At 33.0% G+C, this 18329-nt stretch carries 16 protein-coding genes; 9 read left to right on the forward strand and 7 right to left on the reverse strand.

Annotated features, from left to right (window positions below; genetic code table 11):
* The first annotated feature begins 74 nt into the window (after positions 1-74).
* The 9 genes from FHK87_RS08720 to FHK87_RS08760 all read left to right on the forward strand — a co-directional run bounded on the left by FHK87_RS08720 (position 75) and on the right by FHK87_RS08760 (position 12544).
* Positions 75-1232, forward strand: coding sequence for a homogentisate 1,2-dioxygenase (locus tag FHK87_RS08720; RefSeq protein WP_140592289.1), 1158 nt, complete (start codon positions 75-77; stop codon positions 1230-1232).
* A gap of 150 nt (positions 1233-1382) precedes the next feature.
* On the forward strand, positions 1383-2522 hold the full coding sequence (gene hppD, locus FHK87_RS08725; RefSeq protein ID WP_140592290.1) for a 4-hydroxyphenylpyruvate dioxygenase: 1140 nt from the start codon (positions 1383-1385) through the stop codon (positions 2520-2522).
* 383 nt (positions 2523-2905) lie between these two features.
* Positions 2906-3685, forward strand: coding sequence for a DUF3108 domain-containing protein (locus FHK87_RS08730; RefSeq protein ID WP_140592291.1), 780 nt, complete (start codon positions 2906-2908; stop codon positions 3683-3685).
* Complete coding sequence (locus FHK87_RS08735) at positions 3686-4651, forward strand: tryptophan 2,3-dioxygenase family protein (protein ID WP_140592292.1); 966 nt, start codon at positions 3686-3688, stop codon at positions 4649-4651.
* 12 nt (positions 4652-4663) lie between these two features.
* Complete coding sequence (locus tag FHK87_RS08740) at positions 4664-5917, forward strand: peptidoglycan DD-metalloendopeptidase family protein (protein WP_140592293.1); 1254 nt, start codon at positions 4664-4666, stop codon at positions 5915-5917.
* A 2-nt stretch (positions 5918-5919) separates the two neighbouring features.
* The gene (gene pgi, locus FHK87_RS08745) at positions 5920-7569 is read left to right on the forward strand and encodes a glucose-6-phosphate isomerase (protein ID WP_140592294.1); all 1650 of its coding nucleotides are present in this window, start codon (positions 5920-5922) and stop codon (positions 7567-7569) included.
* 442 nt (positions 7570-8011) lie between these two features.
* Positions 8012-11317: a TonB-dependent receptor gene (locus FHK87_RS08750; protein ID WP_140592295.1), complete on the forward strand. Its 3306-nt coding sequence runs from the start codon at positions 8012-8014 to the stop codon at positions 11315-11317.
* A gap of 276 nt (positions 11318-11593) precedes the next feature.
* Positions 11594-12034, forward strand: coding sequence for a hypothetical protein (locus FHK87_RS08755; RefSeq protein WP_140592296.1), 441 nt, complete (start codon positions 11594-11596; stop codon positions 12032-12034).
* Between the two features lie 87 nt (positions 12035-12121).
* Positions 12122-12544: a GNAT family N-acetyltransferase gene (locus FHK87_RS08760; RefSeq protein WP_140592297.1), complete on the forward strand. Its 423-nt coding sequence runs from the start codon at positions 12122-12124 to the stop codon at positions 12542-12544.
* 94 nt (positions 12545-12638) lie between these two features.
* Here FHK87_RS08760 and FHK87_RS08765 read toward each other — a convergent pair whose 3' ends face one another.
* The 7 genes from FHK87_RS08765 to FHK87_RS08795 form a co-directional block, all read right to left on the reverse strand.
* Positions 12639-13586: a DUF3078 domain-containing protein gene (locus tag FHK87_RS08765; RefSeq protein ID WP_140592298.1), complete on the reverse strand. Its 948-nt coding sequence runs from the start codon at positions 13584-13586 to the stop codon at positions 12639-12641.
* A gap of 191 nt (positions 13587-13777) precedes the next feature.
* Positions 13778-14287, reverse strand: coding sequence for a DUF2480 family protein (locus FHK87_RS08770; protein ID WP_140592299.1), 510 nt, complete (start codon positions 14285-14287; stop codon positions 13778-13780).
* Positions 14288-14341: 54 nt separating this feature from the next.
* Positions 14342-14668, reverse strand: coding sequence for a DUF59 domain-containing protein (locus tag FHK87_RS08775; RefSeq protein ID WP_140592300.1), 327 nt, complete (start codon positions 14666-14668; stop codon positions 14342-14344).
* A gap of 45 nt (positions 14669-14713) precedes the next feature.
* Positions 14714-15136 (reverse strand): SufE family protein, encoded by a 423-nt coding sequence (locus FHK87_RS08780; protein WP_140592301.1) that lies wholly within the window; start codon positions 15134-15136, stop codon positions 14714-14716.
* Positions 15137-15175: 39 nt separating this feature from the next.
* A complete protein-coding gene (locus FHK87_RS08785) occupies positions 15176-15901 on the reverse strand; it encodes a DUF4377 domain-containing protein (RefSeq protein ID WP_140592302.1) in 726 nt (241 codons plus the stop codon).
* Positions 15902-15948: 47 nt separating this feature from the next.
* A complete protein-coding gene (locus tag FHK87_RS08790; RefSeq protein WP_140592303.1) occupies positions 15949-16956 on the reverse strand; it encodes a zinc metalloprotease in 1008 nt (335 codons plus the stop codon).
* 247 nt (positions 16957-17203) lie between these two features.
* Positions 17204-18328: a hypothetical protein gene (locus FHK87_RS08795; protein ID WP_140592304.1), complete on the reverse strand. Its 1125-nt coding sequence runs from the start codon at positions 18326-18328 to the stop codon at positions 17204-17206.
* Between the last annotated feature and the right edge of the window lies 1 nt (position 18329).

The following is an 18329-nucleotide window of genomic DNA, read 5'->3' on the forward strand; positions in this document are numbered from 1 at the left end:
TAAGGAATATTATTTTTCAATAGCTACCTTTTATATTGAAGAACAAATAATTCACGTCTTAAAATTAAATCATCATGCCTTTTTATCACACTTTAGGAAAAATACCCCCTAAGCGACATACCATATTCAAAAAACCAGATGGTAATTTATATTATGAACAAGTATTCGGAACCATTGGTTTTGATGGAATGTCTACTAATTTATATCATATTCACAGACCAACACAAGTAAAAGAAATCGGAGATAGCTACAGTGTAGCTCCAAAAATAGCTATCAAAAATAATATTAAATCCTATCGTTTTCATGGATTTAAAGTAACACCAGAAAAAGACTATTTACAAAGTAGAAAAAATGTACTTACAAATAGTGATGTACATATTATTCTATCGGCTCCACAAGAGTCTACATCACAATACTTTTATAAAAATACTGATGCAGATGAACTTATTTTCATACATAGGGGAAGTGGAAAATTCAGAAGTCATCTGGGTAATATTGATTTTAAATACGGAGACTACATATTGATTCCCAGAGGAACGATATATAAACTTGATTTTGATACCCAAGATAACCGACTCTTTATTGTAGAATCCAGAAGACCAATATATACTCCTAAAAGATATAGAAACTGGTTTGGGCAATTATTAGAACATTCGCCATACTGTGAGCGTGACCTCAGAGCGCCTCATGAGTTAGAAAGCTATGACGAAAAAGGAGATTTTCTCATCAAGGTAAAAAAACAGGACGAGATTTTTGACATGATATATGCCACACATCCTTTTGATGTTGTAGGATACGATGGTTTTAATTTCCCATATGCCTTTTCAATTCATGATTTTGAACCTATAACAGGACGAATACATCAGCCACCTCCTGTGCATCAAACCTTTGAAACAGATGCCTTTGTTGTATGCTCATTTGTTCCAAGGTTATATGATTATCATCCGCAAAGTATCCCTGCTCCTTATAACCATAGCAATATTGATAGCGACGAAGTATTATATTACGTAGATGGTGATTTTATGAGCAGAAACGATATCGATGCAGGACATATTTCTTTACACCCAGCCGGGATTCCTCATGGACCACACCCGGGAGCGGTAGAACGTAGTATCGGAAAAACCAAAACAGATGAACTTGCCGTAATGGTAGACACTTTTAAACCGTTAATGGTAACCGAAGAAGCAATCAAAATTGCAGACGAAAAATATTATAAATCCTGGTTAGAATAAACACCTTTTCATCCTATGTTGAATTACAGAACAGATATAACATCACATATAAGAACCATGTGGTAGCTTGATTAAAAATTACATCAAAATATAACACGTTACTATCAATTTTCAATAACTGAGTACATTAATTAATTCAACAAAAAATATATGTCGACCAATATAACACCAAAAGATTTAGAAAAAGTAGTTCCACAGGCAGAAGATTTTTTACCACTTTTAGGAACAGATTACGTAGAGCTTTATGTAGGCAATGCTAAGCAAGCTGCTTATTATTACCAAACAGCATGGGGGTTTCAACCTATTGCTTATGCAGGATTAGAAACAGGAAGAAAAGATAGTGTATCTTATGTATTACAACAAGATAAAATACGTTTGGTTCTCACCTCTCCTTTACAACCAGATGGAGACATCAACAAACATATCAACGCACATGGAGATGGTGTAAAAACAATAGCATTATGGGTTGATGATGCTACCAAAAGTTATCAGGAAACCATCAAAAGAGGCGCTCAATCATACTTAGAACCTACAACTCAAGAAGACAAAAACGGGAAAGTTGTATTTTCTGGCATTCACACATATGGAGAAACAGTTCACATTTTTGTAGAACGAAAAAATTATCATGGAGCATTTCTTCCTGGTTACAAAGCATGGGACAAACCTTATAAGACCAAAGAGACCGGGCTAAAATATATCGACCATATGGTTGGTAATGTAGGTTGGAATGAGATGAACAAATGGTGTGAGTTTTATGCAAAAGTAATGGGGTTTGCACAACTCGTATCATTTGATGACAAAGATATCTCTACAGAATATACCGCATTGATGAGTAAAGTAATGAGTAATGGTAATGGCCGTATCAAATTTCCGATCAATGAACCCGCAGAAGGAAGAAAAAAATCTCAAATAGAAGAATATATCGATTTTTATAACGGTGCAGGTGTACAACATTTGGCATTGGCGACCGATAATATTATAGAAACGGTTTCAGAGCTTCAAAGTAGAGGTATTGAATTTCTTACGGTTCCGGCTACATATTATGAAACGGTATTAGATCGCGTAGGAGAAATTGATGAAGATCTTGCTCCATTAAAAAAGCTTGGAATTTTGATCGACAGAGACGATGAGGGGTATTTACTACAGATTTTTACGAAACCGGTTCTTGATAGACCTACAATGTTTTTTGAAATCATACAACGCAAAGGAGCCCAATCTTTTGGAAAAGGAAATTTTAAAGCACTATTCGAAGCAATAGAACGAGAACAACAAGAACGAGGTACTTTGTAATTTTAAACCCAAAAAGAGTCGTAAACAACTTGACCGGCTTTTAAAAAAAGGCAAAAAACGATCTCAAAACCAGCGATTTCTGTTAAATTCATAATAAAAAAAGGTTTTCGTTTGAAAAATATTAAAAAAAAGTGGAATTTTACATCATATAAATGGAGTGGTTACCATTTATATCTAAAACAATAATTATTCTCATAATTTAAGTTTTTAGTTGGTTAATAAAAGTAAAAAAGAGAGCTGTGGTGGCTCTCTTTTTGTATTTATTTTTAAATTAACATAACATAATCTTCTTTTTACTTTACGTATTAAATAGTATTTTTGGAATAGATATTGCTTATTTATAATTAGTTAAAACTTTTTATATAAAACCAAGCCATACAATTATGAGACCATATATATCAACATTAATTCTAATATTTACTCTATTTTCTGCTTTTGCTCAAGATAACCACAAAGCATATGATTCTGGTGAGTGGTTCAAATTCAGAATTCATTATGGGGTTTTTACTGCAAGCTACGCGACATTAGAGGTCAAAGAAGATAAAATTGATGGTAAACCGGTACACCATGTTATTGGTACTGGTAAGTCATCGGGATTTTTAAGTCTCTTTTTTAAAGTAGAGGATTATTACGAAAGTTATATTGACAAAAATGAAGTAAAGCCTTACAAATTTGTTAGAAAAATCAATGAAGGAGGACATACCAAAGACATTGAGATTGATTTCAACCATCAAACCAGCAAAGCTCTAGTTTTCAACAAAAAACACAATACCAAAGAAACATTTCCTATCAAATCCGATGTACAGGATATGATGTCTTCATTTTATTATTTGCGCAATAGTATAGAAACATCATCGCTCAAAAAAGGAGATGAGCAATATATCAACATGTTTTTTGACAATGAAAACTATAGATTTAAGTTAAAATTTCTCGGTAGAGAGGTCATTAAAACAAAAATGGGTAAAATTGCATGTTTAAAATTCAGACCCTACGTTCAGGCAGATAGAATTTTTAAAGAAGAAGAAAGTATGACTGTTTGGGTAAGTGATGATCCTAACAGAATGCCCGTAAGGATAAAAGCTGATATCTTGGTAGGCTCTATCAAAGCTGACTTAGACGCATTCAAAGGTTTAAAACACCCATTTAAAACTATTATTGATTAAATGAATGAACCTATAAAACCAGAGATAGTTGAAAAAATAAATCAATTAGAGAAAAAGTTTAAAAATTCCGGGCAAGATTTAGGTTCATATCTTGATGGTTTACTCCATGACAAGTATTTAACGTATTGGGATTATATTCATCTCGATACATTATTGAGTTTACAGATCCCTAAAACTCATTTTCCTGATGAAGAAATTTTTATAACCTATCATCAAATTACAGAACTTTATTTTAAGCTTATCATACATGAGCTGAAACAGATTATTGATGATAAATTACAAACTGCCGAATTTTTTATTTCCAAAATCGATAGAATAAATCGGTACTTTAGAGTTTTGATTAATTCTTTTGATGTAATGATCAAGGGAATGGATAAAAATCAATTCCTAAAATACAGAATGTCTTTATTACCAGCTAGTGGTTTTCAATCTGTACAATATCGATTAATTGAAATCTATGCTACGCCATTAGTAAATCTGGTAAATACTAAAAACAGAAATCAATTTTCTGAAGAAGACCCTCTAGAAGAAGTATTTGAACATCTCTACTGGAAATCCGGTGCAACCGATATAGAGACAGGAGAAAAAACACTTACTCTAAAACAATTTGAATACAGATATACCCCAAGAATGATGCGTATTGCGTATCAGGTAGAAAAAAGTACAATCTACCATAAATACCATGACCTACCAGAAAAAGAACGAAATAATGTGCACCTTATCGAAGCATTACGTACTTTTGACACAAATGTAAATATCAATTGGTTATTAATGCACATGGGTGCCGCTTTTCGATATCTTAATAGAGAAAAAGGTGAAGTTTTGGCAACCGGCGGAACAAATTGGAAAAACTTTTTACCTCCTAGTTTCCAAAGAATTATGTTTTTTCCTAATCTCTGGAATCAACAAGAAAAAGAAGACTGGGGTAAACAATGGGTTACTCATCAATTTAATACCAAAAAATAAAATAGTCATCAGTTGAAACAAATAGGTTATCTACTACTATTATCAGTAGTATTATTTTCATGTAAACAAGAAAACAAAGCATTAGAAACTGTAGCAAGCAGTGTTGTCGAAGAAGAAGAAAAACCACCCATCATCAAAGAGTTTGGTTATATCTTGGATAATTTTACGGTGGTTAAAGACACTATAAAACCCGGAGATAGTTTTGGAGCCATTATGGATTCGCATGGTATGAGCAGAGCCCGCGTTTTTGAAATTACCAATAAAATTAAGGATACCTTTAATGTAGCAAAAATTAGAGCAGGGAAACCCTACATGCTCTTAAAATCAAAAGACACTACAGAAAAAGCTCAAATATTTGTATATCAAAACAATAAAATAGACTATACTGTTATTGATTTTAGAGATAGTATTATTGCCAAAAAAAATAAAAAACCTGTAAAACTAGTAGAAAAAATTGCATCCGGAACTATAGAAAGTAGTCTTATGCAAACTTTTGACGATCTTGATCTCAATTTTTTAGTTGCATATAATATGGCAGATATATATGCATGGACTATAGATTTCACACGATTACAAGCAGGGGATAGATTTAAAGTTGTATATACAGAACGATTTATCGACGATACAATTTCTGCAGGGATTGACAATATAAAAGCTACATATTTCGAGCATAGAAACAAACCTATTTATGCATTTAGATTTATGGATGATTCAATACATAACTCTCATGATTATTTTGACGAAGAAGCCAATAATTTAAGAAGAGCATTCCTTAGAGCTCCGGTAAAATTTAGTAGAATATCTTCGAGATATAACCTAAAAAGAAGGATCAAATATTACGGTAACAAAATAAGACCGCACAGAGGTACAGATTTTGCTGCCCCTATAGGTACTCCAATATTAGCAACAGCAGATGGTATCGTAACAAAATCGGAACGAAGAGGAGGTAACGGCAAATATGTAAAAATTAGACACAATGCTACTTATGACACTCAATATCTTCATATGAGTAAACAAGCCGTAAAAGTAGGAGAGTTTGTAAAACAAGGAGACGTAATAGGATATATAGGTATGACAGGAAATACCAGTGGACCGCACGTTTGCTATCGATTCTGGAAAAACGGAAAAGAAGTAGACCCTTTTAGACAAGAGCTTCCTACATCTAAACCATTAGCTGACAGCCTAAGACCTTCATTTTATAAACATATAGAACCACTGAGAACACAATTAGACAGTATTGTTTTTAAACCAAAAGAAATTTTATAACCATGGCACTACCTTCTATTAACCCAACCACCACAAATGCTTGGAAAGCACTACAAGAACACTATTTATCTATTAGGGACAAAAAACTCAAAGATCTTTTCTTAGAAAATCCTGAACGAGCAAATCAATTTGCCATTGCCTGGAAAGATTTTTATGTAGATTATTCAAAAAATAGAATTAACGAAACTACAAAATCATTATTGCTAGATCTTGCAAAAGAAGTAAAACTAGATCAGGCAATACAAAGTTATTTTGAAGGAGATATCATTAACGAAACAGAAAATAGAGCTGTTTTACATACAGCGCTAAGAACTCCTGGTGAGAAAAAAGTTTTTGTAGACGGTAAGGATGTCGTTCCTGAAATAAATGCAGTCAAAGAAAAAATTAAAAAATTTAGCTATGAGGTTATTTCAGGAGAATTAAAAGGGTATACAGGAAAACCATTTACCGATATCGTTAATATTGGGATAGGTGGTTCTGATCTTGGACCTGCAATGATTACAGAAGCACTAGAGTTTTATAAAAATCATCTTAACATACATTTTATTTCTAATGTCGATGGGGACCATGTGCATCAGAGATTAAAAGGCCTAAATCCTGAAACTACTCTTTTTATTGTAGTTTCTAAAACTTTTTCTACCCAAGAAACACTTTCTAATGCTACGACTGCCAGAAAATGGTTTACTCAACACGCTATACAAGAAGCTGTGAGTAAACATTTTATTGCGGTATCTAGCAATATTAGTAATGTAACTAATTTTGGTATTGATTCAGAAAATATATTCCCTTTATGGGATTGGGTAGGTGGTCGTTTTTCACTTTGGAGCGCAGTAGGATTGTCTATAAGTCTTGCGATAGGCTATGATAATTTTGATGCGTTACTACAAGGAGCTAATGAAATGGATGAACATTTCAAGAATACTCCTTTCGAAAATAATATCCCGGTTATTCTGGCATTACAAAGCATATGGTATAATAACTTTTTTAATGCAGAAAGTGAAGCTATAATTCCATATTCTCAATATCTACATAGATTACCTGCTTATCTTCAACAAGGCATCATGGAGAGTAACGGAAAAAGTGTAGACCGAAATGGAGTTCCTGTGAATTACCAAACAGGTACGATTATATGGGGAGAACCCGGAACAAACGCACAACATGCCTTTTTTCAACTCATTCATCAGGGAACCAAATTAATACCTGCAGAGTTTGTCGGGTTCAAACATTCTCTTTTTGGAGATCAGGATCATCAAAACAAGCTAATGGCAAATTTCTTTGCACAAACAGAGGCTTTGATGAATGGAAAAACAAAAACCGAAGTAATCGATGAATTAAATGCAAAAGGACTTTCAGAAACAGAAATAGAAAAACTCACTCCTTTTAAGGTTTTTGAAGGTAATAAACCCACAACGACCATACTAATTGATAGGCTTACACCAAAATCTTTGGGATCATTGGTTGCTATGTATGAGCAGCGAATATTTGTACAAGGAGTAATTTGGAATATTTTTAGTTTTGACCAATGGGGAGTTGAATTAGGAAAGCAACTTGCAACAAACATTTTATCAGAAATAGAAAATAAAGAACCTAGAGAACATGACGCTTCTACAAAAACATTACTTCAGAAACTATTGATCAGTGATTTAAAATAAAAGTATCTTATTTTTAATAAAGCCCGAGTATAAAATATTAACTTGGGCTTTATTCTTCTTCAGTATATTTTCAAACCAAAAACATCATATCTGAACAATATTTTTTTGGTATTCTACTCTTTTTTCAGAGCGGTGTTGCAACATTATTGTTATTTTTTTTTCACTACAATATTAACAAATAAACAAAATTCATTTTAAACAACTAAAAATCAGTTATTTATACTTGAAAAAATTAAGTTTTATTTGTGGAAATTCTTAGAAACTCTTAACATTAAGGTAAACTTAGGTTTCATAAAGATTTGTTCTTTTGCAGAACTAATAAGTTCAAAAGCGATTATAAAGCTGATTTTGATGCAAGTAGATTTAATCATATTGTGATCATCGAACTACTTTAATCATTTGAGGTTTTATAGAGTAATTAACAAACAATTAAATTACACTCATGAAAAAGATTACAGTTTTATTTTTTGTAATCCTTCTTGCATTCGTTGGGGAGACGTATGCGCAAGGGGTAACCACATCCTCCATTAACGGGAAGATAATTGACAATACTGGGAGTCCAATGCCCGGTGCCAATATTGTAGCTATTCATAATCCGACAGGAACTAAATATGGAGTTACTACAGACTTTGATGGCTTTTATCGTATCAGTAATATGAGGGTTGGAGGTCCATACACTATTACTATTTCTTATGTAGGGTTTAAAGAGGTTAAAAAAGAAGGTCTATTTTTACAATTAGGTCAATCTGAAAGAATAAGTGTTCAGATGGAAGAAGAAGCCGATGCATTAGAAGAAGTGATTATTACAGCACAAGCAAATAGTGTATTTGATTCTGGAAAAACAGGTTCTGAAACCACTGTAACCAGAAGACAACTAAATACTATACCAAACACTTCTAGATCTATTTCAGAATTTGTTAGAATTACACCTCAGGCAAGACTTGCAGAAGGAGATGACGGATTTAATTTCTCTATTGCAGGTCAAAATAACCGTTTTAACGGAATTTATGTTGATGGGGCCGTAAATAATGATGCTTTTGGTTTAGCTGGATCTGGTACTAATGGTGGTCAAACAGGTATCAACCCTTTTACAATAGATGCGATAGAAACAATTCAAATTAACGTTGCTCCTTTCGATGTAAAACAATCAGGTTTTGCGGGTGGAGCAGTAAATGCAATTACCAGATCGGGATCAAATAACTGGGAAGGATCTGTTTATACTTTCTTTAAAAACGAAGATTTAGTTGGAAAAACTCCTGTTGATTTAGTAAATGAGGGAGATGAAAGACAAAAATTAGATGAATTTACCGCATTAACTTATGGTATGAGAGTTGGTGGTCCTATCATTAAGGATAAATTATTTTTCTTTGCCAATTATGAAAGAGTAGATAATGAGTTTAACAACCCATTTAACATCAGCAATTATACAGGAAGTTCAACTGCTGCTGATTTAGCAAATCTTAGACAAACTGTTCTATCTCGTTATAACTACGATATTGGTAGTTTTGAAAACAATGTGTCTACATTACTTGGTAACACATTTACGGTAAGATTAGACTGGAACATCAATGAGAACAACCAGATATTTTTAAAAAACAACTATGTAAAGTCTGAAAACCTTGAAGGAAGAGCTTCTGGTATTAGAACTATTAACTTTTCTAACGGATCAGAACTTTTTGAAAGTGTAACAAATACTACTACTTTAGAATGGAATACTACCATTGGTAATAAATTTTCTAACAACTTAATATTAGGATATTCTAGAGTAAGAGATGATAGAGATCCTGCAGGAGATCCATTCCCATCAGTACAATTGAATGATGCCGATGGTGGTAGAATAAATTTTGGAGCAGAAAGATTTAGTACTGCTAACCTTTTAGATCAAGATGTATTTACATTAGCGAATAACTTTAATATCTATTCAGGAAGACATACAGTTACCATAGGTACACAAAACGAATATGCTTCTGCAAAGAATTTATTTTTTGCAAGCAACTTTGGTTACTATCAATATTTTGATCAATTCGAGGATGTTAATGGAGATGGTATAGAAACTCTTGTAAGCACTGGAACGGAACAGTTCTTAAATCAACAAGCAGCAGATCGATATGATATAAGCTATCCGTTACTTGAAGGTTCTAGAGTTGGTGATGATGCTGTTGGAGCGGCAGAGTTCGAAAGAGTAATGTTTGGGTTCTATGCGCAAGATGAAGTTCAGTTTTCAGAGAATTTAAAAATTACTGCTGGTCTAAGAGTAGATATTCCATTCTGGGAAGATGGTACAGTGAATGAAGATTTCAACAATAGAACTATTCCAATCTTAGAAGCTGCTGGTAAAGACTTACGAGGAGCTAGAGTTGGTAAAGCAATCAACCCTAGAGCTCATATTGCTCCTCGTTTAGGATTTAACTGGGATGTAAAAGGAAATAAAACAACACAGGTTAGAGGTGGTTTAGGTGTTTTCACTTCAAGAGTGCCACTAGTTTGGGCAGGTGGAACCTATAATAATAATGGTGTAACACAAGGCGCTAGTGAAGAGAGAAACTTTACTGAAGACATCTTCTTTAACTCAAATGTTAATGAACAGCCTATTCATATTGATAGAGGGTCTGGAGAAGTTGGTGGACAAATAGATTTATTTTCTCCTGACACAAAACTTCCACAAGTTTTAAAATACAATCTTGCTGTAGATCAAAAGTTACCATGGTGGGGGCTAATCGCATCTGCAGATTTATTATACCAAGATAATATTACTCAATTACAATACGAAAATCTAAATATAGCTGGACCTGTAGGAACTCTTAATGGTGGGCAAGACAATAGATTACGTTACAATAGAGGTTTTATTGATCGTACATATAGCGGAATATATTTAGCCTCAAATGTTGGAGCTGGATATTCATATAATGCTACCTTTACAATACAAAAACCTTTTAGTAATGGTTTCCAAGCAAGTGCGTCTTATTCATATGGTGAGTCAAAAAATGTATTTGATGCTTCGTCTTCTCAAAACAGTTCACAATGGAGAAATCAAATCACTGTAAATGGTAAAAACGCTGGAATTCCTGTAGCTAGATCAGACTTCTCTTTAGGACATAGAATTATTGCTAATGCTTCTTATGAGTTTAAATGGAACGAGAATATTAAAACTACAATAGGGCTTGTTTATGAAGGTTCTCAAGGAGCTCCATTTTCTTACACATATAGAACTCCAAACTTTGGAAACTTTACTTTAAATGATGATACTAGAGATAAAGCATTAATTTATGTTCCTGCAAATCGAAGCGAAATCAATTTAGTAGATATTGTAAGAAACGGTGTTGTGACTACTAGTGCTGAAGAACAATGGCAAATACTTAACAATTATATTGAAGGTAATGATTACCTAAGAGATCGTAGAGGACAATATGCAGAACGTAATGGAGAAAGAGGACCTTGGAATCATATTTTTGACTTCAAATTTGTTCAAGATTTCTCTCTTAAGGTAGGTAATAACACTCACGGATTCCAAATCACTGCTGATATCCTTAACTTTGGAAACTTCTTAAATAAAGACTGGGGTGTACGTAAATTTGCTGGAAACTTTGGAGAGGTTCAAATTATTGATTTAATTGGAGTTGATGACAACAACGTTCCTAGTTTCCAAGTAAACGAGAGAAACATAGAGAATGTAGAAGAAATCGATGATGAAGGTAATCAATCTTCTAGATGGCAAATGCAAATAGGATTACGTTATCTTTTTAACTAGTATTTATAGTACTATAATATTCAAAATGATATAGAAATCCCCTCTCATAACTGAGAGGGGATTTTTTGTTATTATTAATACTCATAATGATAATGTCAAAACAGAATTATCAAATCATATGAATTACTCAATAAATAAAAATTATCTTTCTATCAATCTTACAGATAAGGTTTTTTTAACCATTATACTTACCTTTGAACTATCATCAAGAAACTTTTATAACTCTTGATTTTTACAAATACAAAACAAAACTTCATTAACTAAACGACGTATATTATGTATCAAGCGATTCAGATTGTTCACTCTTATTGGGCTTATCTTGTTTTACTAATTGTAACATTGGCAACTATAAATGCCCTAGCCGGTTTTTTCGGTAAAAGAGAGTATGCTCCAAAAGATTTTAGAGTTTCTTTATTCGCACTTATTGTTTCACATATTCAGTTATTAATTGGTCTTGCTATTTTCTTTTTATCCCCTCTTGTCGTATGGTTTTCAGGAACATACAAAGTTGGAGAAATCATGAAAGATGCTACACTACGTCTTTATAATGTTGAGCATCCAACCGTAATGATTTTAACAATCGTCTTTATTACTATCGGATATTCTAAACATAAAAAGAAATTAACCTCTACTCCAAAATTTAAAATCTTGGCTATTTTCTATACTATCGCTTGGATTTTAATGCTATCAAGAATTCCTTGGGCACAATGGTTTTAAAAATTAATGCTGATAAAGATTTGATCAAAATAATGATGTATTGAATTACATATCTGTAATAACACTATCATAATAGTAATACAAGTCATGCAATCTCTTACCCTTGTCAAAGCAAAACAAACAGACATAGACTTTTTATTTGACCTAAGAAAACAGACTATGGCAGTGCATTTAGAAAATGCAGGTATACCCATGAATGACATAGCTCATAAAGCTCGAATATATTATAGATTTAATTACATATATATCCTTTGGTCAAATAACCAAAAAGTTGGAATGATCAAGTATAAAGAAGAGGATACAACTTCTGAAATTATGCAGCTACAAGTACTACCAAAATATCAGGGACAAGGTATAGGCAAGCAAGTGATACAAAAAGTGATCGAAAATTCAAAAAAAGTAACCTTAAAGGTTCTAAAACAAAACCCCGCTAAGGATTTATATACTAGATGTGGATTTATAATTACAGGACAAGACGATCACGAATTTTTTATGGAATATAATAGCTGAAAGATAATAATCACGATAAATAAAAGCCCAAAAGCTGTTTCTGAATAACAGTTTTTGGGCTTTTACTCTTTATATATAAATTTTTCTTTTTCTTTTAGAAACCATAATTGATCCCTAAACCAAATACCTCTCTGATCTGAAATGCTCCGATTGCATTATCATCATAAATTGCTTGAAAAGTAAGATTAGTTGATAGATATTTGTTTATTGTCATCACGATATTTGCTGTATAATCTAAATCTACATTTTGTGGATCTTCAAGATAATTAGAATATAAATTCAAAATGTTTTCCATAGAAATGTTTTCCATGATTTCAAATTTAGCATAAGCATTAACAGAAGCACCAAACTCAAAACGTGTAGATTCATTGGCCTCTACTCCAAAATACTCATCATTTGCATCTAATAAATTATTAGGATTATTTGTATCCGTAAAATCACCATTTACAAAAATAAATCTGGCAGTTGCCGGTGCTATATTTACCTTTAAATTATCATTTTTCTTCCATAAAAGACCTGGACCTACAAGAAGATAAGCAGGAGAAAAAATTCGTGTTATTTCTGATCTGGTCTCTCTTGTACCAATTACATCACCTGTAGTTTCATCAATAATAGGCTCTTCTCCAAATTCGAACCCTTTATCAAATTGAGTTCTAAAGTTAAGGATTAATGAATAATACCAGTTAGACTCTTTGATTTGTTTACCCAATAAGGAGTTGTATTCGAACCTATCATTAGTTTTTCTTGTAAATTCTTGGTCATCTAATTTAGTTAATCCATAATCAGCAAGAATCTTATTATCCCATGTAAGGTTTCCTTTTCTATAATTAAAATCATAAGACAATGATAAGTTACCTGCAATATTAGAAGTTCCTCCTCCTAGCCATTCAGCATTAAATGCAGACTGATTAAGCAAAAAACTAATGTTTCCTGCTTTTGTCCATCCATCTTTGGGAGTGTCATCTTTTTTTTCTTCATCTTGCGCAAATAAAGACGTTATGCTTATACATAGCATTGTAATGGTTAAGAGTGTGTTTTTCATTTGATCGTTAATTTTATTAATTAATAAACAAGTTGTTATTGAAAGTTAAAGATAGAATACTTCAAAACATAACTTGAAAGAATATAATTTTATGCGGGTAAAGATATATTCTTTATAACGATCGTGACCACGTATACTACATATCTACACAGAAGTTTTCGATAAAAGGTAATATTACTAGATAAGAGGTTTTATTTTTGTTTAAACAGAGGAACAGATGAGCATGCTTCTCCATACATAATGCTTTTGGCAACAGGTTGTAATTTTTGAATTAATGCAATATATGCACCTTGCGGAACAGGTTTATTAGAGCACCCTTTTATGATTAAAAATTTATCTTGATAAGAAGAAACATCAAGTTGATATATGATTTCTTGATATAATATTGTTTCTAAAGTTTCTAAAGATCCTACAACTACTTTTTTGGCAAAAGGCATAGCTGCACTTGTAAGCAATAGATATGCCCAACCCGGTATAATTGCATCTGTAGAACAATTGAAAACGATATAACTACTCTGATATTGACTCCAGTCGTGATCAGCTACTTGTTTTCTGAACTCTTTTTCTCGTAATATCAGCCCCTCATACAACCAGTCTTTAATATCAAAAACGACTCGATTACCTTCGGGATATAAATCTTCTAAATCAAAAGTGACTAGCTTTTTATTATTTGCAACTCTATTTACAATTTCTTCTGCCATAATCTTGCTTCAATACTAATAATTCTTTTAAAAAACGGTATTACTAAAAAGTAATTAAAGCATTCCTAATTCTAGTTTTGCTTCTTCACTCATCAAATCCTGAGACCATGGGGGATCAAATGTAAGTTCTATTTCTGCATCATTTACAGCATTAAGAGATTTTACTTTTTCACGTACTTCTTCTGGTAAAGATTCGGCAACAGGACAATTGGGAGAAGTTAATGTCATTAGGATTTTCACATCATAATCTTCATTTACAAAAACATCATAAATCAATCCTAATTCATAAATATCTACAGGTATTTCGGGATCATAGATGGTTTTGAGTACCCCGACAATTTTTTCTCCAAGTTCATTGGTATCTATAGTAACTTCGCTCATGGTATTAATTTTAGTCGATTTTAATAGAATGTCCTTAACAAAAATCTAGTTTAATTGTGTTTGATAAGCTATTGCATACATCTTTAATTGTTTGATCATGCTCACCAATCCATTAGCTCGCGTGGGAGAAAGATGTTCTTTTAGCCCTATTTCATCAACAAAATCTGTATTTGCATCTATAATATCTTTTGGATGCTGCCCAGAAAAAGCTCGTATGAGTATCGCAATAATACCTTTGGTAATAATAGCATCGCTATCGGCAGTAAACTCGATTTTTTCATCGTTCATTTCTGCATGCACCCAAACTTTACTTTGACATCCTTTTATAATGTTGTCGTCTGTCTTGTATTTTTCTTCAATGATCGGAAGTGATTTTCCCAATTCAATCATGTATTCATATCGTTGCATCCAATCATCAAACATGCTAAACTCGTCAACAATTTCTTCCTGAATTTCTTGTATGGTCATTCTCGCAAATTTTTAACAAAAATACGATAAGAATTTTTGCTATTCAATACTTTCTGCCAATGATAGGATAGTATTAACTAATTGTTCAATTTCTTCTGGTGGATTACCATGATCAAATTGTGAAGAAGTAAATGTTTGTGAGGGCAAAATAACCTTGATTTGAGCTATCAAAGCAGCGTCTGTATTTTTTTTTGAGGATGGAGCCTCTAATGCGTTGATCTTTTCTAATGCTACATCTTGAACTAATGCAGTAATCTCGCTCCAGTCTTTTTTAGAGCATTTTGTCGTTTTACTATCCTTCAAGCTACGATCAGCAGTTCGTTCTATAACATCTTTATTAACCTTGATAGAGAGAAAAGAACCACGTGTAGAAGCTCTATATTCTATTGCTATTATTGATGTATCTTGAGTAACAGGAGAGAGATATTGTGAAACATTTTGGCTTTGAACTTGTTCTTGTGATAATATTTTGACCAAAGTATATTGTAAAGAAGAGCCATCGGCAGGAGGGTTTTTTATGTTTGATACTTCAACCTTTACAACATATTCGTATCCTTCTTGATATTTAAATCCTTCAATATCATTATAAAAATACATCCATTCATCTTCGGTCTTTTCTTTGATCAACAAACATTTTTGAAGAGCCACACCTTCACAATCTACCTGATAGCTTGCAATTATAAGTTCTTTTGTCTGCTTAGAAATGTTGCCACAGGATGAAAACATTGTGGTAAAACTTAGCAATGCTATTACGAATAGTTTCATGTATTCTTTTATTTTTCTTTACTCGTAATATACTATAATATCATTGTCTATAATGAATTTAAAAAACCTTCTCTTGGGCCACCACTTGCAAAGACAGCTCTCATTCTATCAGTTTGTCCACTAGTAAACATATACATACAGGCATCATCAACATAATCCATATAGTTCATGGTCATATCATTAGATTCACAATTCACCACAGGATAATCAGGACAGCCATAATTAGGCGTATTAGATTCTGGGGTGTCAGCAACAAAATCGTCTTGTAAACAGCCTCCATCACCCCAAATATGTCGAAGATTTAACCAATGACCAACTTCATGTGTAGTGGTTCTACCTTTATCAAAAGGAGCAATAGCAGATCCTGAAGTCCCAAAATACTGAGGTGAAACAACGATACCATCTGTATCAGGATTATCTCCAGGAAATTGAGCATATCCAAGAACCCCACCATCTATATTACATACCCATATATTAAGACGAGTGTTTGGTGAAATAACATCCGAACCTCCACTTGAAGAGAATTTCATTTCGTCATCGGTACCCCACGAAGTTTTGGTTGAAGAAATTCTAATAACACTATCCAAAGAAAAACGAAGGTTTACAGAAGAAGATCGATCAGAAAATTCTTTAGGTATTTGTGAGATATCCGTATTTTTTTTGTTGAAATCCTCATTGAGAACATCTATTTGTGATTGTATCTGCTCTTCACTAATATTTTCTTTATCATTATTATAGATAATGTGTACAACAGTAGGAATATTAATCGTATCCAACACATTTATTCTACCACTCTTTCTCATTTCTATAAACGCCTCACAATGCTTCTCGATATTATCCATTTTTGATCTAAGATCAGGGCGCTTTGCCAAATGCTTCTCTAACACTTCCATAGTATTACAACGTTTAATGGGTTCTTGCGACGTTGGTTGTGTTTCTTCTTGCTGATCAGTATTATTCTGATCTTGTTGATTTCGTTTTTTAGAATTAGTACAACTTAAAAAAGCAATGATTATCACTAACGCAAGGAGTGTCTGATATGTTTTCTGTATCATAATACTGCATATATTGATGTAACAATTCTCTATTATAAGATAAGGATAAAACGGCTCTTATTTTAATTTTGTTTTATTCTTTAACAAAAATTAGAACTGTTTAACAGTTTGATATTGAAACCATTAAATTGCAAATACTCATAACATTTATAGTTCCTTCAAGAGTTATATTGAAGCCAATGATACAAGTTCGATCAATAATATTATGATCATCATTCAGAAATAAATATAATAACGAATACTATGTTTATTCGATGATTGTAGAGTTCACTACTCTAATATCGGTATCTGCATGAGCCGATATCCCCGGATAGGATGGATACCATGACCCTCCTATATTATTTTCTATTGTAGATGTTTCAATGACCATATTTCCAGAACGGTCATTTGTTACAAAAAAGATTGCAGCTCCAAAATCATTAACTTCGTTTGCAGTAATATGAGTTCCCGATAGGGTTAATGTCATCGTATTTCCATCATTATAGATAGCACCCCCGCTACCTCCTCCCGGGGTATTTGGTCTTGCAGGATTGCCTCCGCTACCAATCGCTTTATTGTAAGAAAACAAACTATTAATAATTGTCCAGGAAACTCCAATACTGCTTATTGCTCCTCCATTTGCTCCCGAGTTTCCAAGACCTTCTTTACCACCAAAAGTACTATTTACAATATATACAGGCTGGTTATTATATTGGCTAAACACTCTTATAGCTCCACCTCCTACATCAGGGCCATTACTGGCACAGGTGTTATTAAAAAAACGGCAATTTATCGCTTTAAAACGCCCTCCACGAACCCAAATAGCACCTCCACCATCAAACTCTGTTTCGTTTGTAGAATTGGCATTAGCAAATGTTAAGTTCTGTACTGTTAATCTTGGGTGATCTTGATTTTGACATTGATCAGTGGTCCAAACTTGATTACGGTCACAAGTATTCATGTATAGAATTCGAGTTTGGTTATTTCCACTCAATGTAACAAGCCCTCCTCCATCTATGACAACCTCATCGTTAGCATTATTAAACACTTTTGCAGGTGTATCCAATGTAATAGTGATTGGGGCTTCTCCACAATTAAACACAATCTTACCCCCTTTTGCTACTGCATCGATAAAAGCCTGACCTGTACAACTTTCTGGTGTGCCATCACCAATTACAGTATCGGGATTAGACACATCTTCTAGTGATGCTTCTGCCGGGATTGCAGCGTTACCATCTGGATTTCCTGCAGGAATCCCATCAAAGGGATTTTGTAGTGGATTATCGATTTCTCCTACAGTGTCATTTGTTTCATTATCACTAATACACGATATTAAAAAAAACGATACGAGTAAGAAAATACTACATTTATATAGGTGATCCTGTAACTTCATT

This window comes from Aquimarina algicola (genome assembly GCF_006443095.1).
GTDB lineage: Bacteria > Bacteroidota > Bacteroidia > Flavobacteriales > Flavobacteriaceae > Aquimarina > Aquimarina algicola.